At 60.5% G+C, this 18,575-nt stretch carries 18 protein-coding genes; 5 read left to right on the forward strand and 13 right to left on the reverse strand.

Going from position 1 to position 18,575, the window contains the following annotated elements; translation table 11 throughout:
- Positions 1 to 3: 3 nt before the first annotated feature.
- Positions 4 to 702 carry a CoA transferase subunit A gene (locus tag CQ002_RS14885; RefSeq protein WP_010211319.1) on the reverse strand — a complete coding sequence of 233 codons (699 nt, stop codon included), beginning with the start codon at positions 700 to 702 and terminating at the stop codon, positions 4 to 6.
- 189 nt (positions 703 to 891) lie between these two features.
- Here CQ002_RS14885 and CQ002_RS14890 point away from each other — a divergent pair, with 189 nt between their 5' ends.
- A complete protein-coding gene (locus CQ002_RS14890; RefSeq protein ID WP_034103686.1) occupies positions 892 to 1,794 on the forward strand; it encodes a LysR family transcriptional regulator in 903 nt (300 codons plus the stop codon).
- A gap of 122 nt (positions 1,795 to 1,916) precedes the next feature.
- On the opposite strand, the gene CQ002_RS14895 is transcribed toward CQ002_RS14890, so the two are convergent.
- The 6 genes from CQ002_RS14895 to CQ002_RS14920 form a co-directional block, all read right to left on the reverse strand.
- Positions 1,917 to 2,246 (reverse strand): hypothetical protein, encoded by a 330-nt coding sequence (locus CQ002_RS14895; RefSeq protein ID WP_034103689.1) that lies wholly within the window; start codon positions 2,244 to 2,246, stop codon positions 1,917 to 1,919.
- Positions 2,247 to 2,793: 547 nt separating this feature from the next.
- On the reverse strand, positions 2,794 to 3,639 hold the full coding sequence (locus CQ002_RS14900) for an NAD-dependent protein deacetylase (protein ID WP_069022953.1): 846 nt from the start codon (positions 3,637 to 3,639) through the stop codon (positions 2,794 to 2,796).
- An 8-nt stretch (positions 3,640 to 3,647) separates the two neighbouring features.
- A complete protein-coding gene (locus CQ002_RS14905) occupies positions 3,648 to 4,088 on the reverse strand; it encodes a CBS domain-containing protein (protein WP_034103692.1) in 441 nt (146 codons plus the stop codon).
- 130 nt (positions 4,089 to 4,218) lie between these two features.
- The gene (locus CQ002_RS14910; protein ID WP_105163116.1) at positions 4,219 to 6,168 is read right to left on the reverse strand and encodes a DNA topoisomerase III; all 1,950 of its coding nucleotides are present in this window, start codon (positions 6,166 to 6,168) and stop codon (positions 4,219 to 4,221) included.
- Between the two features lie 227 nt (positions 6,169 to 6,395).
- Complete coding sequence (locus CQ002_RS14915) at positions 6,396 to 8,018, reverse strand: MFS transporter (protein ID WP_034103695.1); 1,623 nt, start codon at positions 8,016 to 8,018, stop codon at positions 6,396 to 6,398.
- A gap of 73 nt (positions 8,019 to 8,091) precedes the next feature.
- Positions 8,092 to 9,738: a GMC family oxidoreductase gene (locus CQ002_RS14920; RefSeq protein ID WP_105161961.1), complete on the reverse strand. Its 1,647-nt coding sequence runs from the start codon at positions 9,736 to 9,738 to the stop codon at positions 8,092 to 8,094.
- A 129-nt stretch (positions 9,739 to 9,867) separates the two neighbouring features.
- On the opposite strand from CQ002_RS14920, the gene CQ002_RS14925 reads away from it, so the two are divergent.
- Positions 9,868 to 10,761, forward strand: coding sequence for a LysR family transcriptional regulator (locus tag CQ002_RS14925; RefSeq protein ID WP_034103699.1), 894 nt, complete (start codon positions 9,868 to 9,870; stop codon positions 10,759 to 10,761).
- 68 nt (positions 10,762 to 10,829) lie between these two features.
- Here CQ002_RS14925 and CQ002_RS14930 read toward each other — a convergent pair whose 3' ends face one another.
- The 4 genes from CQ002_RS14930 to CQ002_RS14945 form a co-directional block, all read right to left on the reverse strand.
- The gene (locus CQ002_RS14930) at positions 10,830 to 12,689 is read right to left on the reverse strand and encodes a DUF3857 domain-containing transglutaminase family protein (RefSeq protein WP_034103701.1); all 1,860 of its coding nucleotides are present in this window, start codon (positions 12,687 to 12,689) and stop codon (positions 10,830 to 10,832) included.
- A gap of 147 nt (positions 12,690 to 12,836) precedes the next feature.
- Positions 12,837 to 13,937 carry a DNA alkylation repair protein gene (locus tag CQ002_RS14935; RefSeq protein WP_105161962.1) on the reverse strand — a complete coding sequence of 367 codons (1,101 nt, stop codon included), beginning with the start codon at positions 13,935 to 13,937 and terminating at the stop codon, positions 12,837 to 12,839.
- 18 nt (positions 13,938 to 13,955) lie between these two features.
- Entirely contained in the window at positions 13,956 to 15,302 is a 1,347-nt protein-coding gene (locus tag CQ002_RS14940) for a glutamine synthetase family protein (RefSeq protein ID WP_034103705.1), read from the reverse strand.
- A gap of 11 nt (positions 15,303 to 15,313) precedes the next feature.
- The gene (locus CQ002_RS14945) at positions 15,314 to 15,871 is read right to left on the reverse strand and encodes a helix-turn-helix domain-containing protein (RefSeq protein WP_034103707.1); all 558 of its coding nucleotides are present in this window, start codon (positions 15,869 to 15,871) and stop codon (positions 15,314 to 15,316) included.
- On the opposite strand from CQ002_RS14945, the gene CQ002_RS14950 reads away from it, so the two are divergent.
- From CQ002_RS14950 to CQ002_RS14960, 3 genes are all read left to right on the forward strand, one after another.
- Positions 15,870 to 16,286 (forward strand): DUF4440 domain-containing protein, encoded by a 417-nt coding sequence (locus CQ002_RS14950; RefSeq protein WP_234010415.1) that lies wholly within the window; start codon positions 15,870 to 15,872, stop codon positions 16,284 to 16,286. The genes CQ002_RS14945 and CQ002_RS14950 overlap by 2 nt on opposite strands.
- An 85-nt stretch (positions 16,287 to 16,371) precedes the next feature.
- Positions 16,372 to 16,680 (forward strand): RcnB family protein, encoded by a 309-nt coding sequence (locus CQ002_RS14955; RefSeq protein WP_034103710.1) that lies wholly within the window; start codon positions 16,372 to 16,374, stop codon positions 16,678 to 16,680.
- 76 nt (positions 16,681 to 16,756) lie between these two features.
- Positions 16,757 to 17,950, forward strand: a complete 1,194-nt coding sequence (locus CQ002_RS14960) for an MFS transporter (protein WP_034103712.1) — start codon at positions 16,757 to 16,759, stop codon at positions 17,948 to 17,950.
- A 10-nt stretch (positions 17,951 to 17,960) separates the two neighbouring features.
- On the opposite strand, the gene CQ002_RS14965 is transcribed toward CQ002_RS14960, so the two are convergent.
- Entirely contained in the window at positions 17,961 to 18,236 is a 276-nt protein-coding gene (locus CQ002_RS14965) for a DUF1652 domain-containing protein (RefSeq protein WP_034103714.1), read from the reverse strand.
- Between the two features lie 11 nt (positions 18,237 to 18,247).
- A complete protein-coding gene (locus tag CQ002_RS14970; RefSeq protein WP_034103716.1) occupies positions 18,248 to 18,499 on the reverse strand; it encodes a CsbD family protein in 252 nt (83 codons plus the stop codon).
- Between the last annotated feature and the right edge of the window lie 76 nt (positions 18,500 to 18,575).

Genomic DNA, 18,575 nt, shown 5'->3' on the forward strand with positions numbered 1-18,575 from the left:
GGATTATTTGCGCACGGTGCGCTGTTCGATGCGCTTCTCAAACGTGCCGCAGATGATCCGGTCGACATAGATGCCAGGGGTGTGGATCTGCGCCGGGTCCAGCTCGCCCGGCTCTACGATTTCCTCGACTTCGACCACGGTGATCTTGCCGGCGGTGGCGGCCAGCGGGTTGAAGTTCTGGGCGGTGTGGCGATAGATAACGTTGCCGAAGTGGTCGGCTTTCCAGCCTTTGACGATGGCGAAGTCGCCGGTAATGGACTCTTCCATCAGGTACGGGCGACCGTTGAACTCGCGGGTTTCCTTGCCTTCGGCTACCGGGGTGCCGACGCCGGTGGCGGTAAAGAAGGCCGGGATACCGGCGCCACCGGCGCGCATTTTCTCGGCCAGGGTACCTTGGGGCGTCAGCACCACTTCAATTTCTCCGCTGAGCAATTGCTTCTCGAACAGTGCGTTTTCACCGACGTAGGAGGCAATCACCTTGCTGATCTGCTTCTCTTCGAGCAGCACGCCCAGGCCAAAGCCATCGACGCCGCAGTTATTGGAAACCACCGTCAGGTCGCGGGTGCCTTTGCGCTTGATCTCGGCGATGAGGTTTTCTGGAATACCGCACAGGCCAAAGCCACCGGAGAGTACGGTCATGCCGTCTTCCAGGCCTGCCAGTGCTTCTTCATAGGACGCCACGCGTTTATCGAAACCTGCCATATGCACCTCTTTTATTGTATGTGGGCCAGCCAATGAACCGAGTGTTGCTCCGGCGGATTGATTTGTTAAGTTGTTTTTTAAGGTTGATTGATCTAGAAAACAGCATAATAAGCGTCAAGCCGCATGCTTCACACACCGTTAGCGGCCGCTTTCACTTGCAGCTTTCAACTTGTCATTTGGAGCTTACCCATGACCGTTAAACAGATGCGCGCGTTTCTCGCTGTGGCCCAGAGCCTGAGTTTTGCCGCCGCCTGTGAGCGCCTGCACCTTTCCCAGTCGGCGCTGAGCCTGACCATAAAGGGGCTGGAAGAAGGACTGGGCGGACGGTTGTTCAGCCGTAATACCCGCAACGTTGCGCTGACACCTGAAGGTGAGTCATTGCTGCCCCTGGCACGCCGGTTGATTGCCGATTGGGACAACGCCGAAGACGAGCTGCGCCAGCGCTTCACCCTCCAGCGTGGACGGGTCACGGTGGCAGCGATGCCCTCCTTTGCGGGCAACCTGTTGCCTCCGATCCTGAAGATATTCCGCGCACGGTACCCGCAGGTGAATGTCACGGTGCACGATTTGATCAACGAGCAGGTGCTGGAGATGGTGCGCGACCGCCAGGTGGAACTGGGCGTGGCGTTCGAGCCGCCAGAAGGTTCGTCGCTGGCGTTCACCCCGTTGTACCTGGACCGCTTCATTGCCGTGGTGCCCGGTGATTCACCGTTGGCCGCGTGTGCCGAGATCGATTGGAACACCTTGCTGGAGCAACCTTTCATCACCTTGCAACGGCCGTCCACGGTACGGGTGATGCTGGAGGAACATCTGGGCGCGCTGCAGAGGAAGCTGCCGGTAGCACTGGAGAGCCATCAATTGGCGACGGTGGGCAAGATGGTTGCCAGCGGCCTGGGTGTCAGCGCGGTCCCAGCGTTGTGTGCACAACAAATGGAAGAGGCGGGTGCTCATTGCATCACCTTGACCGACCCGGTGATCGAGCGACCGATTGGTGTGCTGACCAAGCCGGGGCACGAACTGTCGGCGGCAGCGCAGGTGCTGTTCGATATTTTTCGCGATGAAGCTGCGAAAGGCCGGTTTCCCACTTTTTGATACTGCCGCAAACAACGGTGGGAGCTGGCTTGCCCGCGATCGCTATTTAACATTCAACAACAGGGTTGATCGTTAAACCGCTATCGCAGGCAAGCCAGCTCCCACCGTGAGCGCGTTGTTATTTAGTAGTAGCGGTCGATCACTTTGACTTGGGCGTTATCTTTGAAAGATTCCCATGCGTTGTTAAGTGTGTCGAAAACCTGCTCGATAAAGTTGCGATCGGCGGCCGCCTTCTTGCCGACATAACCCTGGCCACGGCGGTACATCTTCAGGCGCGCTGCCAGTTCACGGTTATTGCGGTCGAACTCGGCTTCTTCGGTGTGGGGCGCCAGGCAGTCAATTTGGACTTCGCCCGATTTGCCAATCCACAGGATATGGTCGTCGAGTGTGTCTTTCTGCGCTGCGAACATCTCAGCCAATTCATCGATAGTTGGTTGGTTGTTCAGATTCATGTGTAAGCCCCTTGACCAGTTGGCGATCTATCAAATAGTTCGTTAGTACATGTTTAAGGTGTCTCCGGTTCTGAAAACCGGGCGTCAGCGACTGTCTGCCGAATACGGGCAGGGTCTTGAACCTGATGCATGTAGTGTTGCTGATGAACTGCTACGCAATGCTTTCATAACGAAGACAAGTCGCATTTGAGCGCCTTGTACCGAACCCTCCGGGTCGGTCAGCTTCATCAATCCGCCTTGTGGGCAGTGCACATCCGGAAAAAACAGCTCGGCGGTCAGACGAGCTTGTTCAAAACGCTTGTTGCCAACGCTCCCGATCCGGGAGACGTCTCGATAATGCAAGGACAAAAACGTTACGTCAACGATTATGTAGTGATTATTTTTGATCACTACATAAATGCTTGTGGGGGCGGGAGAATGCGGGAAAACGTGACTTGGGCGTCATTTTCTGGAGGTAGGGGTCGTATGCCCGAGAGGATGAATTCGACGCAAAACGCTGGAGGCGCTGGCTTGCAGGCTGCTCCAGTTTTGAGCCGTGGTGCAGGGGTTATCTCAAACGGTCGGTCAGCAGAGGCAACAACCGCTCGCAGGACGCCTCGATTTTCACCTGCAGCAGGTCATCTGCACGCGTCTTGCCCAGGTTGATGGCAATGACAGGCTTGCCCTGTTCGACCATGGCCTTGCACAAGCGGAAGGCCGAATAGGCCATCAGCGACGACCCCACCACCAACAGTCCCTCGGCATGATCTACCGCGGCCATCGCCCTGGCGGCCGTTGCCGGTGCTACGTTCTCGCCAAAAAACACGACATCCGGCTTAAGGCGCTCGCCATTGCAATGGGGGCAGCGGGGGACCTGAAAGTGTTCTTCAAAGGTGGGGTCGAGCAAGGTGTCGCCATCGGGTGCCTGCACGGCGTGGACCTGCGCCAGGTAGGGGTTGTCGATTTCCATCTGCCGCTGGATCACACCGCGCTCGCTGCGTTGCTGGCAGTCCAGGCACAAGACCCGGTGCAGGCTGCCATGCAGTTCGATCACACCCTGGCTACCGGCCTGGTCATGCAGGGTGTCGACGTTTTGCGTGATCAACCCGGTGATCCGCTGGCGTTGTTGCAAGGTCGCCAGCGCACGGTGTGCAGTGTTCGGCTGGGCGATGCGTACGCGAGGCCACCCCAGCATCGCCCGCGCCCAATAGCGGCGCCGTGCCTGCGGGGTGGCGAGGAACTCCTGGTACATCATCGGAGCCTTGCCTCGGCGCACGCCTTCGCTGTCACGGTAATCGGGAATGCCCGATGATGTGCTGATTCCCGCACCGGTCAGCACCAGGAAGCGCCGGTCGGCCATGGCCCGTTGCAACGTGTCGAGGTGATCCTCTTGATGTTCCAGCGTGTCGAGCATGAGTTCCCCTATTCGCCGCGGATGTACTGCTCCAGCTGTTTGATCAGGTCCGCCTGATCGGCGATGGCCTCTTTTACCAGGTCGCCGATGGACAGCAGGCCCAGCAGTTTGCCGTCTTCGACCACGGGCAGGTGGCGCAGGTGACTGTCGGTCATGATGTTCATGCACTCATCGACCTTTTTATGCGAGTCGACGGTGATCACTGGAGAACTCATGACTTCATCGACCCGGGTGGTGACCGAAGATAGACCTTTGAGAATGAGTTTACGTGCGTAATCACGTTCGCTGATGATGCCTACAACGACGCCTTCCTTGACAACCGGTAAGGCCCCGACGTTTTTCTCCGACATCCGCACCAGCGCTTCAAAAACGGTGTGGTCCCATTGGATGGTATGGACGTCCTGGTTTTTCTGGTCCTTGGCTTTGAGCACTTGTGCAACGGTTTTCATGGCGGCCACTCCGGTGTTGTTGTTAGGTAGTCAGGTCCCCTTACAGAATCCTAGACGGCCCACGCCGCGGCAAGGTCCAAAGCGGCGTTAAACCCGTCGAAAAACGTCATTCACCGGATTTTTTCGGTATTTATCCGGTATTTGTCGGCTTTTTCGCGCGCTTGGGGCTGGCTGCCGTCTGGCGTGGTGCGCTCTTGCGTTTCTTTTTCCACGGCGTGGCGCCTCGGCCCGCCGGGCTGGCCGGACCGGTGATGGTCATGCGCATACCGTTGCAGCGGGCTACCTGCTTGCTCATCCAGGCCGCCTGCTTGGCGACGAATGCCTCCAGGCTCATTTCGCCGCTTTGCACCATATCCAATGCCTGCTCCCAGATTGCGGTGGTGCCCGGGTCGGCAATGGCGCGGGGCACCGCGTCGATCAGGCTGAACGCCGCTGGCGTGGCGGACAACGCCTTGCTGTTCTTCACCAGGTAACCCCGGTCCAGCAGCCCCTGGATGATTCCGGCGCGGGTGGCTTCGGTGCCAATGCCGGTGGTGTCCTTGAGCTTTTGCTTGAGCAGCGGGTCCTCCACCAGCTTGGCGACGTTTTTCATCGCCTTGATCAGGTCGCCTTCGGTGAAGGGCTTGGGCGGTTGAGTCCACAGGTCCTTGAGGTTGACCTTGGCGACCGCGTAATCCTGGCCCTGCACCAATGTCGGCAGCGCTTGTGGCGGCGGTGCTTCACGCCCCTTGGCCGGTGCGAGGGCCTCGGGCAGGGCGCGTTTCCAGCCCGGTTCGATCACCACCTTGCCCACCGCGCGCAACGCTTGGCCTGCACAGTCGAAATCCGCCTGGGTGCGATCGTATTCGTGGTTGGGCAGGAACTGCGCCAGGTAGCGCGCGCGAATCAGGGTGTAGACCGCACGATGTTTGCCCGTGAGTTGCCCGACATCCTTGCCGGCGCCGGTAGGAATGATGCCGTGGTGAGCGCTGACCTTGGCATCGTTCCAGGCCCGTGAGCGGCGCTGGGGATCAATATGCCGCATCAGCGCGTTCACGGCTGGATCCGCCCGGCCCAATGCCGCGAGAATCTTCGGCGCTTCGCCGTGCTGACTGAGTGGCAGGTAGCCGCAATCGCTGCGTGGGTAGGTGATGACTTTGTGGGTTTCATACAGCGACTGGGCAATATCCAGAGTTTCCTGGGCGCCAAGGCCGAGTTTCTTGGAGCTGATCTCCTGCAGGGTGCCCAGGTCAAAGGGCAAGGGTGCGACTTCGCGCATGCGCTCGGTGCGCAGTTTCGTCAGGCGCGCGTTGGCGGCATTGCTCATCGCGTCGGCTGCCTCCCGCGCCAGTTGCGGGTTGAGGCAACGGCCCTGGTCATCACAGGCATCCTCGGCCGCGCGCCATTGGGCGGTGAACGTCATGTGCTCGTGGCGCAGGTCGACGTCGATGGCCCAGTAAGCCACCGGCACGAAATCGGCGATGCTGCGGTCGCGGTCCACCACGAGGCGCAAAGTGGGTGTTTGCACCCGACCCACGGGCAATACGCCCTGGTAACCGGACTGGCGCCCGAGCAAGGTAAACAGGCGACTCATGTTCATGCCGATCAGCCAGTCGGCACGGGAGCGACCCAGGGCCGAGTGATACAGGCTGAAGGTCTCGGCGCCGGGCTTGAGTGCCGCCAGGGCCTTGCGAATGGAAGCATCGTCCAGGGCCGACAGCCACAGTCGCTGGATCGGCCCGCGGTAGCGGCAATGCTCCACCAACTCACGCGCGATCATCTCGCCTTCACGGTCGGCGTCGGTGGCGATCACCAGTTCCTGGGCTTCTCCCAGCAGCCGCTTGACCGCCTTGAACTGGCTGGCGGTCTTCGGTTTGACGCGCATCTTCCATTTTTCCGGGACGATGGGCAGGTCGGCCAATACCCAGCGCTTGTACTTGGCGTCGTAGGCGTCTGGCGGGGCAGTTTCCAGCAAGTGGCCAATGCACCAGGTGACCGTGACTCCGCTGCCCAGCCAGCAACCGTCGCCACGGCGGTTGGCGCCGAGCACGGCGGCAATATCCTTGGCTTGGGAGGGTTTTTCACAGAGGTACAGCCGCATGGTCATCACGTCAGATCGGGTTGATGCCTTGCAGGATGCTCAGTCGGAAGGCTTTGATCAACCATTATCTGTATGGATGTACAGCAATTTGTGTGGTCATCACAAAACAATGTGGGAGCGGGCTTGCTCGCGAAGGCGGTGGATCAGTCAACTCATCTGCGACTGATCCATGGTCTTCGCGAGCAAGCCCGCTCCCACCGGGGTGTCCCTGTGTTCAGGAGACCGGGTTAGTTCTTATCGATATCCACATGCCGCGTTTCCTTGAGGCAGATCATTCCCACAATCAGGCTCACGCCGGTCACCACCACCGGGTACCACAGGCCATAGAAAATATCGCCGGTGTACACCACCAGGGCAAACGACACGGTCGGCAGGAACCCGCCAAACCAGCCATTGCCGATGTGGTAGGGCAGGGACATCGAGGTATAGCGGATGCGCGTCGGGAACAGTTCCACCATCAACGCCGCCAGCGGGCCGTAGCACATGGCGGCAATCAGGATGAGTGCCACGATCAGCACCACCACCATGGTCTTGTTGACCTGGGCCACATCCGCCGAAGACGGGTAGCCGGCCAGTGTCACGGCGCCACGCAGGGCTTTTTCGTCGAACCCGTCGATACGCACGTCGCCCACGCTCACCTGCACCGGGCTGCCGGCAGGTGCCGCAGCGCTGCTGTAGGGCAGGCCTTGCTTGACCAGGAAGGTCTTGACCTTGTCGCATGGGCTGTCAAATTTCGCCTTGCCCACCGGGTCGAACTGGAAGGTACAGGTCGCCGGGTCGGCCAGCACGGTGATCGGGGCCTGGTGACTGGCCTGGTCCATCGCCGGGTTGGTGTAGTGCGCCAGGCTCTTGAAGATCGGGAAGTACAACGCGGTCGCCAGCAGCAGGCCGAGCATCAACACTGGCTTGCGGCCGACCTTGTCTGACAGCCAGCCAAAGAAGATAAAGAACGGCGCGCCAATCACCACGCTGATGATCAGCAGCATGTTGGCCAGGGCCGGGTCCATTTTCAGGAACTGCGTGAGGAAGAACAGCACGTAGAACTGCGCCGCATAGAAGGTCACCGCCTGGCCGCCGTTGATACTGAACAGGGCGATCAGCACGATCTTGAGGTTGTCCCATTTGCCGAAAGAATCGCGGATCGGCGACTTGCTGGCCTTGCCTTCCTCTTTCATTTTCAGGAACGCTGGCGACTCGTGCAGGCTCATGCGGATCCAGGTGGAAATACCCAGTAGCACGATGGAAAACAGGAACGGAATGCGCCAGCCCCACACTTCGAACTGGTCACCGGTGAAATAACGGCACGCCAGCACCACCAGCAACGACAACAACAGGCCGAGGGTCGCGGTGGACTGAATCCAGCTGGTGTGGAACCCACGCTTGCCCGCTGGCGCATGCTCCGCCACGTAGGTCGCTGCACCGCCGTATTCGCCGCCCAACGCCAGGCCCTGCAGCATCCGCAGTACGATCAGGATGATCGGCGCCGCAATGCCGATGCTGGCGTAGGTGGGCAACAGGCCGACGCAGAACGTCGCCACGCCCATCAAAATGATTGTGACCAAAAAGGTGTATTTGCGCCCGATCATGTCGCCCAGCCGCCCAAACACCAGTGCTCCGAACGGCCGCACCACGAAGCCGGCCGCGAAGGCCATCAAGGCAAAGATGAACGCCGTGGTGTCGTTGACCCCGGCGAAGAACTGTTTGCTGATCACCGCCGCCAGGGCGCCGTAGAGGAAAAAGTCATACCACTCGAACACCGTCCCCAGGGACGAAGCGAAGATGACCTTCTTAGAGTCGTTGCTGGTGCTCGCGTCTATCGACGAGCCCAGGGGTTGAGCATGTTCTGACATCGGGTAGCCCTCACAGTGATTATTTATTGTTGTTCCACTGTCGGCGCCAAACTCAGCGCCGGTGTCCTGCAGGTTATGCGGGTGCGCTCATTGCTCTTTCGGGGGCAAGGTTCCTTGTATTCGGCGAAAGGATCAGCTGCGCGGCCTTCTCCGCGATCATCAGCGTAGGTGAACAGGTGTTGCCGGACGTGATGCGCGGCATGATCGAGGCATCGGCGATGCGCAATCCGGGCACGCCATGCACCCGCAGTTCGGCGTCGACCACCGCGTCTTTGTCGCTGCCCATGCGGCAGGTGCCGACCGGGTGGAAGATCGTCGTACCGATACGCGCAGCGGCTTCGTGCAGTTGCTCTTGCGTCTGCAGCGAGTCGCCCGGCAGATATTCCACCGGCTTGAACTGGCTCAGGGCGGGTGCCGCAACAATGCGGCGCGTCAGGCGGATCGCATCGGCGGCCACGCGCAAGTCTTCCGGGTGGCTGAGGTAGTTGGGACGGATCAGCGGTGCGTCCGCCGGGTTGGCCGAGCGAATGTCGATACGCCCGCGACTTTGCGGGCGCAAGTCGCAGACCGACGCAGTAAACGCCGGGAACGCGTGCAGCGGTTCGCCAAAGCGCTCCAGTGACAACGGTTGCACGTGGTATTCAAGGTTGGCCGAGGCCTGTTCCGGGCCGGAGCGGGCAAACGCGCCCAACTGGCTTGGCGCCATCGACAGCGGGCCACTGCGGTCATACAGGTAGCGCAGGCCCATGCCCATCTTGCCCCACAACGTGCCGGCGATCTGGTTCAGGGTGCGGGCGTTTTCCAGCTTGTAGATCAGCCGCAGTTGCAGGTGATCCTGCAGGTTACCGCCGACGCCTGGCAATTCGTGCAACACATCGATGCCCAATGGCTTGAGCACATTGGATGGACCAATCCCCGAGCGTTGCAGGATGCCCGGCGAACCCACGGAGCCGGCGCACAAAACGATTTCCTTGCGCGCCTTCCAGCTCACCGGCTGGCCATGTTGGCGCCCGACCACCTGGGACGCGCGGCCGTTTTCCAGCAGTACGCGGTCAACGTCCACGTCGGTCAGTATGGTGAGATTGGGGCGTTGGCGAACCGGTTTGAGAAACGCCTTGGCCGCGTTCCAGCGCACTCCGGCCTTCTGGTTCACCTGGAAGTAGCCGCAGCCTTCATTGTCGCCCTGGTTGAAGTCGCTGATCGCGGCAATGCCGCTTTGCGCCGCCGCGTCACGGAACGCATCGAGGATTGGCCAGTGCAGGCGCTGTTGCTCGACCCGCCATTCACCGCCGTCGCTATGGAATTGCGAACCGCCGGCAAAGTGATTTTCGCTGTGTTTGAACAGCGGCAGCACGTCTTTCCACGCCCAACCGGCGTTGCCTTCGGCCGCCCAGCCGTCGTAGTCACGGGCCTGGCCGCGCATGTAGATCATGCCGTTGATCGACGAGCATCCGCCCAGTACCTTGCCGCGCGGGTAACTCAGCGCGCGGCCTTGCAGGCCTTCCTGGGCTTCGGTCTTGAAGCACCAGTCGGTGCGCGGGTTGCCAATGCAGAACAGGTAGCCGACGGGAATATGAATCCAGGGGTAATTGTCACGGCCACCGGCTTCAAGCAGCAGCACGCGATGGGCAGGGTTGGCGGACAGTCGATTGGCCAGCAGACAACCCGCGGGGCCGGCGCCTACGACGATGTAATCGTATTCAGCAGTTGGAATGGGCATCTGAGGCCTCGCTTGTTTTTCTTATTGGTTCCATCCTAGTTGTTAGTTTTCGTCTTAAAAATGTTAGTTTTTACCCAGCTGCTGTGCGTTTTTAAACAGCGTAGCCCAGGCTCATGCAATGGAGGCGTCATGTTCGACTGGAACGACCTGCGGTACTTTCTCGAGCTACAGCGCAGCGGCCGTTTGCTCACTGCCGCGCAACGCCTGAAAACCACCCACGCCACGGTGGCCCGGCATATCGAAGCGATTGAGAAAAGCCTCGGCACCGCACTGTTCGTGCAGCATGCCCAGGGCTACGAATTGACCCCCGCCGGCGAAGCCCTGCTCAAGCACGCCGAAGCCATGGAAAACGTCGCGCTGCTGGCCGAAGACGAACTGACCCACTCCGCCGCGCCCCTGGGCAAGATCCGCCTCGGGGTGGCCGAAGGGTTGGGCGTGATGTTCCTGGCGAGCCGCATGGGCGGGCTGTTCGAGCGCTACCCCGGATTGGAAGTGGAACTGGTGGCGGTGCCGCGCTTCGTCAGCATCCTCAACCGCGAAGCGGAAATCAGCATCCACCTCGAACGCCCGAGCGTCGATCAACTGGTCACCCGCAAACTCACCGACTACCGCCTGGCCCTCTACGCCAGCCGCGCCTACCTGGATCGCAACCCGCCGATTGAAAAACGTGAAGACCTTGCAGCGCATGCGTGGATCGATTACGTGGATGACTTGCTGTTCAGCCAGGAACTCAAATTCCTCAGCAGCTTCTGCCGCAACCCCAAGGTGGTGTTCCACAGCACCAGCGTGATCGCCCAGCACCAGGCGGCACGTTCCGGGCTAGGGATTGCGGTGTTGCCGTGCTTCATGGCAGCCGGCGACCCGGAACTGGTGCCGTTGCTGCCGGGGGAGGGGATCCAGCGCAGCTACTGGATCAGCTCGCGCCGTGAGCTGCACAAGTCGGTGCGGCTGCGGGTGTTGTGGGATTACGTGGTGGAGTTGTGTGCGCGGGAGCAGCGCTTGCTCCTCGGCGAGCCTACCTGAAGAAGCCAGCTCGAGCTGTAAGCGCTGGCGAGCCAGCGCTTACAGTTTGGGGTCGTGTCAGGTATGCCCTAGAGCTTCACCACCTGATGCACCTGCTCCGCACAGGCACGCGCGTCGTCAATCATCTGGCCAAACGCCTCGCTGACAATCTCATCATGGGTCAGCCAGCGCATTTTCTGGCTCAGCCGATAGTGATAGCGCAACGCGCCATTTTCCCGTTTGCCCTGTAGATCCAGGTCGTACCACGGCGAGCGAACCTGGCAACCGGGTATGGTTTTTTCCATTTGCCCACCGCTCAGGGTGATGGTGTAGTCATTGGTTTCCGGGTTGCCCATATCAAGGTCGGCTTGCTGCCCTTGGCGGCGGTAGTTGATAAAGCCATCCCAGCGGCCCTTGAGCGACTCATCGGTATAGACGTAGTCGTTCGCCAGTTTTTCCAGTGCGCGCTGATCGTTCATGTGCGCTGTGACGGTATAGCCATCCTGCACCACAAAGGCGGTCTGCGGGCGGGTGATGCGGCAGTCGCTGATCTCGTTGCCAAAGTTGGCGCAGATGTTCTGGTCGGTGGCGGTGCTGCCTTGCTGGCGGTCGGCGACGCTCAGTCGCATCAGCGGCAGGCGGCTGAACGTGATGCTGGCCTGGGTCGCGCCGTTGCCGTGTTTGTCGTAGTGCACCTGTTTGTCCAGGCGCAGACTGGTTTCGGGGCGCTCCAGGGGAATATGTTCCTCGCGCACCTGACCTTGGGCGTCACTGACCAGGACCCAGCGGTCCTGGATGTCGGGCATGACTTGGCCCGGCGCGAACACCGGGTTGGTCGGGTCTAGCCACCAGACCTGGTCCTCCACCTCGGCACGTACGATCGCGTGATTCGGGGCATGGGTGCCGGGGATCAGCAACGATTCCGCCACGTCGCCACGGCTGACCCAGGCGGTTTCGGCCTGGATGCCACTGGCCTTGAGCAGGGCCGTCAGGAGGATCGCCAGGTCTTTGCAATCGCCATAACCGTGCTGCTCGATTTCCGCCAGTTCGAACGGCACATAGCCGCGTTCCGTGGCGCGCCAGTCACCCAGGTAGCGGTAGTGGTCGTTGATATGCTGCATCAGGGCGGCGACCTGCTCCGCTGGCGCCAGGTTGCGTGCGGCAGCCACGGCAGCGGTGCTCTGCGGCGGCAGGCTGGCGCCCAGGATCTGGTTGTAGCGTTGGGCGAAACCACCGAAGTACGCCTGGCGTTCCAGGGTGCTGCCTACCTCGATACGCGGGATGCGCAGCAGCGCGGCGTTGGACGATTCATTGATGTAATTGAGATAGGTCGGGGCCTTTTGCACCACGTCCAGAGACTTGCCATTTGGCGCAGCAGTCACGCTGAAACCGTCGAACAGTTCGCTGCGCCAGTGGATCGGCTGCTCGGCAGTGAAGCGCGCCTTGAAGTGGTCGCGGCGCGCGGCGCTAGGGCCGAATTTGAGCACGTAGTGAAACTGCGTCATCAGCGGTTTGGCAGGGTGATGCTCGCGCACGGTGTAGCGGATCTGGGTGCCGACCCGAAGGTTGGGGAAGGCCAAAGAGGTCTGTTTATCACGGCTGAAACCCTGGTCCGGGTTGGGCGCGGTGCGGGTGTCGATCTGCGTGGCGTCCAAGGCCACCGGCTTGGCGCCGGGCTGGGTGGACTGCGCGCTGATCACTTCAAAGGTATCGCCTTCGGAGTAGTCGAAGTCGATGCGCGAGAGCATTTCGCGGCCGTTGGGCTTGAGGATCGTATAGCGGTAGGTGGTGGTGCAGTCGGTACTTGCGTCTCGGTTGAAGTGGCACTGCAGGTCCGTGTCGCTGGCCAGCGGGGCTTCGGCCAAGGGTTGCTTTGCTGCGAAAACACAAGGGCTGACAAGCCCCAGACTGAGGGCAATCAGGGGGCGGTGGAACGAAAAACGGTACATGGGCGCCTCGGGTGACACATTGAAACAGCTACCCGACGGGTAGCGAGAAGGCGCCGGATGATAATGGATCTCAATGGGCAATGCCAGGATTGTTCGACAATTTATCAGGCTTAGAGGCCCGTCCTAGAGCCTTTTCTTTGATTTGTGTCAGCCATTTCTCAATTCAAAATCTACGCTGGCAAGTTTCTCGCCATTGATCAACACATGCACCGTGTGTTTCCCGGGGTAGTGCTTGCGCGTGGTCAGTTCGCGGATGTGTTGCCCGCGGCTGATGCGGTGATGTTCGCCCGCGGCCAATGTGAATGCCTTGAGTTTGAACACCTTGGCTGCACTGTGCCCCGCGCTTTTCACATAGTCGATGGCGTAATCCACCACCAGCTTCTGCGGGGCGACGGCCGTGGATTCCAGGGTGAAGGAGAGGTTGATGCGTTCACCCAGGTTGATCACCGCCGGCGTCACCTGCAGGTGGTGGATCTGCACCTCGGCCTTGGCCCCGGCACCCATGACCGTCAGTGCGCGCGTATTGCCTTGCTTGATCAGGCTGCGCAGGGCGTGGCGGGCGATCCAGGCGGTGTGAGGGTTATCCAGGTTCCAGCCTTCGATCAGGCCGAGCACCCAGTCGGGATGATCCTTGGTGATGTCATTGAGGTGGTTGGCCACGGACTTGCGCACGTACAGGCTGCTGTCGGCCTTGAGGTTGTCGAGGATCGACGCGCACAGCTCAGGGTTGGCCTGGACTTCGGCTAGGCGAAATGACCAGGGCAAGCGCGGCCGCGAACCCTCGCTGGCGAGGCGACGCACGTGTTCGTTGTCATCGCGCGACCATTCCTGCATCACCGCCAACGTGCGCTGAAAGTCGTGCAGCAAAAAATAGCGAATGGCGAATTCGGCGGAGCCAAAGGTGGTGAAGTATTTGAGGGCGGCCATGGAGCGTTTGAAATCATCCCGCCCGTAACTCGCCACGAAGTGTGGCAGGAACAGGCTGACAAACGCGCTGTTCAGGCGCGGGGCCAGCGCATAAAGCACCTTGAGGGTTTGCGGGTAGTCCAGGGGAATCACCGCATGCAGGCTTTCGCTGACCCGCGCCATGCGTTGCATCACCGATAAATCGGCCAGCCCCGCCTTGGCGTGCTTGAGGAAGCCCTTGGCGTCGAACGCCGGGTACACCGCCGTCATCTCGCTGGCGATGTGTTGCAGGCGTTCGAGGTTGAATAGTTCTTTCAGCGCCGGGGCAGCTTGATCGGTCATCGGTGATTCCAGGGGAGGTTAAAGAAACCAGCGGTACTCCCGCGCGTTGATCTCTTGTTGAAAGGCCAGGTGATCCTGGCGTTTGTTCTCGCAGTACACGTCGACAAACTCGGCGCCCAGCTTATCGCGCAATACCGCCTGGTGCTGCATGGCGCGCACCGCTTCGAGCATTTCGAGGGGGAAGTCGGTGCCGCTGCTGCGGTCCTGGTTGAGCGGTGCGATGGGTTCGCGCTGGGCTTCAAGGCCGTGCTCCAGGCCCACCAGGATCGCCGCCAGCACCAGGTAAGGGTTGGCATCGGCGCTGGCGAGGCGATGCTCGATACGCAGGTTGCGCGGGTCGGATTCGGGAATGCGCAGGCAGGCGTCACGGTCTTCAAAGCCCCAGCTGGCGCGGGTTGCGGCATTGACCGCCGCCCCCAGGCGGCGGAAGGCGTTGTGGTTGGGCGAGAAGATCGGCATGCAGTGCGGCAGCAATTCCAGGCATCCGGCCACGGCATGGCGCAGGGGTTGCTGTTGATGGGCCGCCAGCAGATTGTTGCCCGCAGCGTCATACAGGCTGACATGCACATGCATGCCGCTGCCGGGGAATTGCAGGTAAGGCTTGGCCATGAAGCTGGCGCGGTAACCGTGCTTGAGCGCCACACCGCGGGTGCTGCGGCAGAACAGGGCGGCCCAATCGGCGGCGCGCATCCCATCGTCGAGGTGGCCGAAGTTGATCTCGAACTGGCCGGGGCCGATTTCGGCGGTGATCACCGTGATATCGATGCCTTGGTCCTTGGCCGTTTGCGCCATATCGTCGAGTACTGCGCTGAACCGCGACAGCCGTTCGATATGCAGGTTGGGTTGGTCGTCGGCATCGTCGCTCAGCGGGTCGCGGGCAAATTGCGGCAGGCCCTGGTCCAGCTTTTTATCGAACAGGTAGAACTCCAGTTCAAACGCCACCACCGGGTGGATGCCCTTGTGCTGCAAGCGCTCCAGCACCTTGGCCAGGACTTCGCGGGGTTCGAATGGGATGGGGGCTTCGGTGCCGTCCGAGGTGATCAGCATCTGGCCCAACGGCTGTGATTCCCAGCTGACCGGCTTGAGCGTGCCCGGCACCAGGCGGCGGTTGGCGTCTGGGTCACCGTCGTTGAAGCAATAATCGCCAATCTTGAACAACCCGCCCTGAACCCCCAGCAATACGGCGTTCTGCGGCAGCTTCAACGGGCTGCCGGCGGCGACTTTTTCCAGCATCTCGATGGGGTAGCGCTTGCCGTAGAAGTGCCCGGGAATGTCCAGGGCGATCAGGTCGACATAACGCACGTCGGGATGGTTCTGGCGAAAGGTCCGTACTTCGGCCAGTAACGTGGAGGCGGGGCTTTTCACGGGGGTTGCTCCTAGTTGTAAACCCACAGCACGCGGGCGGGCAGGTCGGTCAGGTTGGCGTAGCGGCAATAGGCGAAACTGGCCAAGTGGAAGCTGTCGCCTTGGCCGAGGGTGACCGAACCGGCCTCGCCCTCTACCCACAGGGTCAACTCACCCTCCAGCACAAAGCCGGCCTGCTCGGCCCGATCACTCATGGTTTGTTCGCCGCTGTTGGCGCCGGGAGCCAGCAGGCTGTCGAGTATCGAGAACGCGCCGTTCATGCTCGGTGAGACCAGGATGTCGGTGATGCCATTGGCGTAATACACCGTGCGCCGCTCGTTGGGCCGGGTGATCCAGTCCACGGCCTTGGGCTTGGGCTGGCTGTAGAAATAGGTGGTGGGCACATCGAGGGCGTGGCTGATGGCAGTCAGATCAGCCACGGTCGGGCGCGACAGGCCGCGCTCGACCTGAGACAGGAAACCCACGGAACGCTCGATTTTCTGCGCCAACTGAGCGAGGGTGAGTTTCTTGTGCTTGCGCAGGTCGTGGATCAGCGTGGCGAGGGTGGCGAGTTCTTCTTGTTGGCTCATGAAATTTATTTCGATTAATTTCATGAAAAATTACAGGATTTATTTCACGGAGGCAATGGGAATGGATTTACACGCGCATTTGCTGGGGCTTGAACAGGCGCTACAGCAAAGCACTACCCGCTCGGATGCGACTCGGTTGGCACAATTGCTGGCTGAAGATTTTGTTGAGTACGGTGCCAGCGGCAATGTGTGGGGCAGTCGCGCACAGGTCATCGACGGGCTGCAGGATGAGGTGTTCGCGGCGCGTCGCATCACCGAATTCGCCGTAAAGCTGTTGAGCAAGGGCGTGGCGCTCGTGACTTATCGCTGCCACCGGAGTGGTGTCGGGACTTCACTGCGCAGCTCGATATGGCGGGAGGAGAAAGGGCAGTGGCAGATGGTGTTCCATCAAGGCACACCGGCGGCCCCTGAATAGGCCCTCGCGTGGCGAGGCTTGATTGAATGATCACGCGTGGCAGCGGTCCGAACCTGGGTACGCATCATTCATTGAAGGAGCACCCATGAAATCGAAATCCCTGATCGCCAGCCTGCTGGTCGCCACGAGCCTGTCCACCGCCAGCTTCATTGTGCAGGCCGGTGATACTCCACAGGAAACCGTGCAACCTTCGAACATCAATACCCGTGACCTGAAAGAAGGTGACCGTGCGCCGGACATGCTGATGCGCAAGGAGTCGGCCGTCAGTGACTGGAAAAAACGCGGTCTCAAGCAGCCTGAGGAAGACAGCCAATGGGCGCGGGTAGGCGATAAATTCGTGCTGCTCAAGACCACCAACGGCACCATCCTGGAGATCACCCCGGTCAAGAAATGATCGTGTCTGTCGCGACTGCTCTGGGTTAAGGTAACCGGCCATCGACGCCGCGTTACCTTCAAAGATCGAGAGCAGGATGCTTGCCACAATAAGAAATTACCCCCGCACCGTAAACCTGTTGCTGTCGGCCACGCTCATGCTCACGTTGGCCAAGGCGATCACGTTTCCGTACCTGGTGATTTACCTCACCCACCGCTTTGCACTCGACATTACCCACGTTGGCCTGGTCATCGGCAGTTCGCTGATCGTCGGCTCTCTGCTCAGCGTGTATGGCGGCTTCCTGGTTGACCGAACTAACAGCTATCGGTTGTTACTCGGCTTGAGCGCGCTGTTTGTGCTGGGCTTTATCGGCACGGTGCTGGTGCAGAATATCTGGGCGTTCTATGCCTGCCTGATCTTGATCAACCTGGCTTATGCCGTGATCGACATCGCTGTCAAAGCCGGCTTTGCGAGCCTTTTGCCCGAAGATGCGCGCAGCGAAGTGTTTTCCATCAAGTACACCCTTACCAATATCGGCTATGCCGTTGGGCCTGCGTTCGGGGCGATGGTGGCGAGGTTGGATATCAGCTTGCCATTTGTGCTGTCGGGACTGCTGGGGATGGGGTTTTTCGTGCTGTATTGGCGTTGGGGAGACCGCACGCTGACCACCGTCGATGCCGCGCAAAAACCGGTGCCTTTCCTCGCCGTCGGCCGTGTATTGCTGCGCGATCACCGCTTGGTCTGCTTCACCCTGGGTGGCGTACTCAGTGCCGTGGTGTTCGGTCAATTCACCGCGTGGCTGTCGCAGTACCTGGTGACCACCACCAGCGCGGAGTACACCTACACCGTGGTCAGCGCCGTGCTGACCACCAACGCGGTGCTGGTGATCGCCTTGCAGTACGTGATCGGACGGCGCATCTCCCATCGCTACCTGGGCCAGTGGCTGATCGCGGGCCTGGGCATGTTCATGCTGGGGGTGATCGGGTTTGCATTGTCGACCAGCGTGTTGTGGTGGGTGCTGGCGATGGCGGTATTCACGGTAGGCGAGATCATCGTGTTCCCGGCCGAATACATGTTCATTGACCGTATCGCCCCAGACCACCTGCGCGGCATGTACTACGGCGCGCAGAACCTGTCCAACCTGGGCGCCGCCCTGGGGCCTGTACTGTGTGGGCTGGTGCTTGCCAGTTGGCCGGCGCTCGCCATGTTCTACATGCTGGGGGCGTTCATTGTCGGGGGCGGGGTGTTTTATTACATCGGCGCCTCGCTGAAGCCGCGGCCATTGCCATAAAAAGGCGCTGCTACTGCGCCGAGGGCGACAGCGGCAAGTCATCCAGCGTCAGATGCCCCATGGTGTTGCTCTGCAGCTCATAGCGCAGCTCTTCCACCATTTTTTCCACGGCCTGAGCGGACTGCAACTTATTGACGCTGATACCCGTCACCACCAAGTCGACCCGGCCGGTGTCGGCATCGAAGACCTTCAAGGTCAACGATGCATCCCGGCACAGGGTGAATTCACAGGTCAGCGGCAACAGCGCTTCTTCGATGCAGTTGCGTAATTGAGAGAGGCTGAACATGCTCAGCCTCCTCAACGACGACGCAACAACAGGCCCACCAGCAGGCCAAGACCCGCAACCACGGCGACCGTCGCCAGGGGTTTTTGCTTGGCAAAATCACTCACGGTGTCCAGTGCGTCGCCATAGGTCTGCTGCAATTGCCCGGCGGTTTCGCGGGCAAGCCCTTGCGCTTGCAGTTGCTCGTCACCGGTCAGGTCGCCAAGAAAACCTTGGGCCTTGCCTGCAACTTTCTCCATCGCGCCTTTGACTTGTTCGCTTTTCATGGTGCATCTCCTCAAGAGATCAAATCATTACGGCACGGGCTCCAAGGCCTGTGCCCACTCTTCAAGGTTATGCAAC

This window comes from Pseudomonas sp. MYb13 (assembly GCF_002980075.1).
GTDB lineage: Bacteria > Pseudomonadota > Gammaproteobacteria > Pseudomonadales > Pseudomonadaceae > Aquipseudomonas > Aquipseudomonas lurida.

Bases quoted from the DNA above. Each gene is read 5' to 3' on its own strand.
- CQ002_RS14945 (WP_034103707.1), bottom strand. From the start codon at position 15,871: ATGAGCCAACAAGAAGAACTCGCCACCCTCGCCACGCTGATCCACGAC.
- CQ002_RS14965 (WP_034103714.1), bottom strand. From the start codon at position 18,236: ATGTTCAGCCTCTCTCAATTACGCAACTGCATCGAAGAAGCGCTGTTG.
- CQ002_RS14885 (WP_010211319.1), bottom strand. From the start codon at position 702: ATGGCAGGTTTCGATAAACGCGTGGCGTCCTATGAAGAAGCACTGGCA.
- CQ002_RS14935 (WP_105161962.1), bottom strand. From the start codon at position 13,937: ATGACCGATCAAGCTGCCCCGGCGCTGAAAGAACTATTCAACCTCGAA.
- CQ002_RS14905 (WP_034103692.1), bottom strand. From the start codon at position 4,088: ATGAAAACCGTTGCACAAGTGCTCAAAGCCAAGGACCAGAAAAACCAG.
- CQ002_RS14955 (WP_034103710.1), top strand. From the start codon at position 16,372: ATGAAATCGAAATCCCTGATCGCCAGCCTGCTGGTCGCCACGAGCCTG.
- CQ002_RS14895 (WP_034103689.1), bottom strand. From the start codon at position 2,246: ATGAATCTGAACAACCAACCAACTATCGATGAATTGGCTGAGATGTTC.
- CQ002_RS14925 (WP_034103699.1), top strand. From the start codon at position 9,868: ATGTTCGACTGGAACGACCTGCGGTACTTTCTCGAGCTACAGCGCAGC.
- CQ002_RS14915 (WP_034103695.1), bottom strand. From the start codon at position 8,018: ATGTCAGAACATGCTCAACCCCTGGGCTCGTCGATAGACGCGAGCACC.
- CQ002_RS14970 (WP_034103716.1), bottom strand. From the start codon at position 18,499: ATGAAAAGCGAACAAGTCAAAGGCGCGATGGAGAAAGTTGCAGGCAAG.
- CQ002_RS14950 (WP_234010415.1), top strand. From the start codon at position 15,870: ATGAAATTTATTTCGATTAATTTCATGAAAAATTACAGGATTTATTTC.
- CQ002_RS14910 (WP_105163116.1), bottom strand. From the start codon at position 6,168: ATGCGGCTGTACCTCTGTGAAAAACCCTCCCAAGCCAAGGATATTGCC.
- CQ002_RS14890 (WP_034103686.1), top strand. From the start codon at position 892: ATGACCGTTAAACAGATGCGCGCGTTTCTCGCTGTGGCCCAGAGCCTG.
- CQ002_RS14930 (WP_034103701.1), bottom strand. From the start codon at position 12,689: ATGTACCGTTTTTCGTTCCACCGCCCCCTGATTGCCCTCAGTCTGGGG.
- CQ002_RS14900 (WP_069022953.1), bottom strand. From the start codon at position 3,639: ATGCTCGACACGCTGGAACATCAAGAGGATCACCTCGACACGTTGCAA.
- CQ002_RS14920 (WP_105161961.1), bottom strand. From the start codon at position 9,738: ATGCCCATTCCAACTGCTGAATACGATTACATCGTCGTAGGCGCCGGC.
- CQ002_RS14960 (WP_034103712.1), top strand. From the start codon at position 16,757: ATGCTTGCCACAATAAGAAATTACCCCCGCACCGTAAACCTGTTGCTG.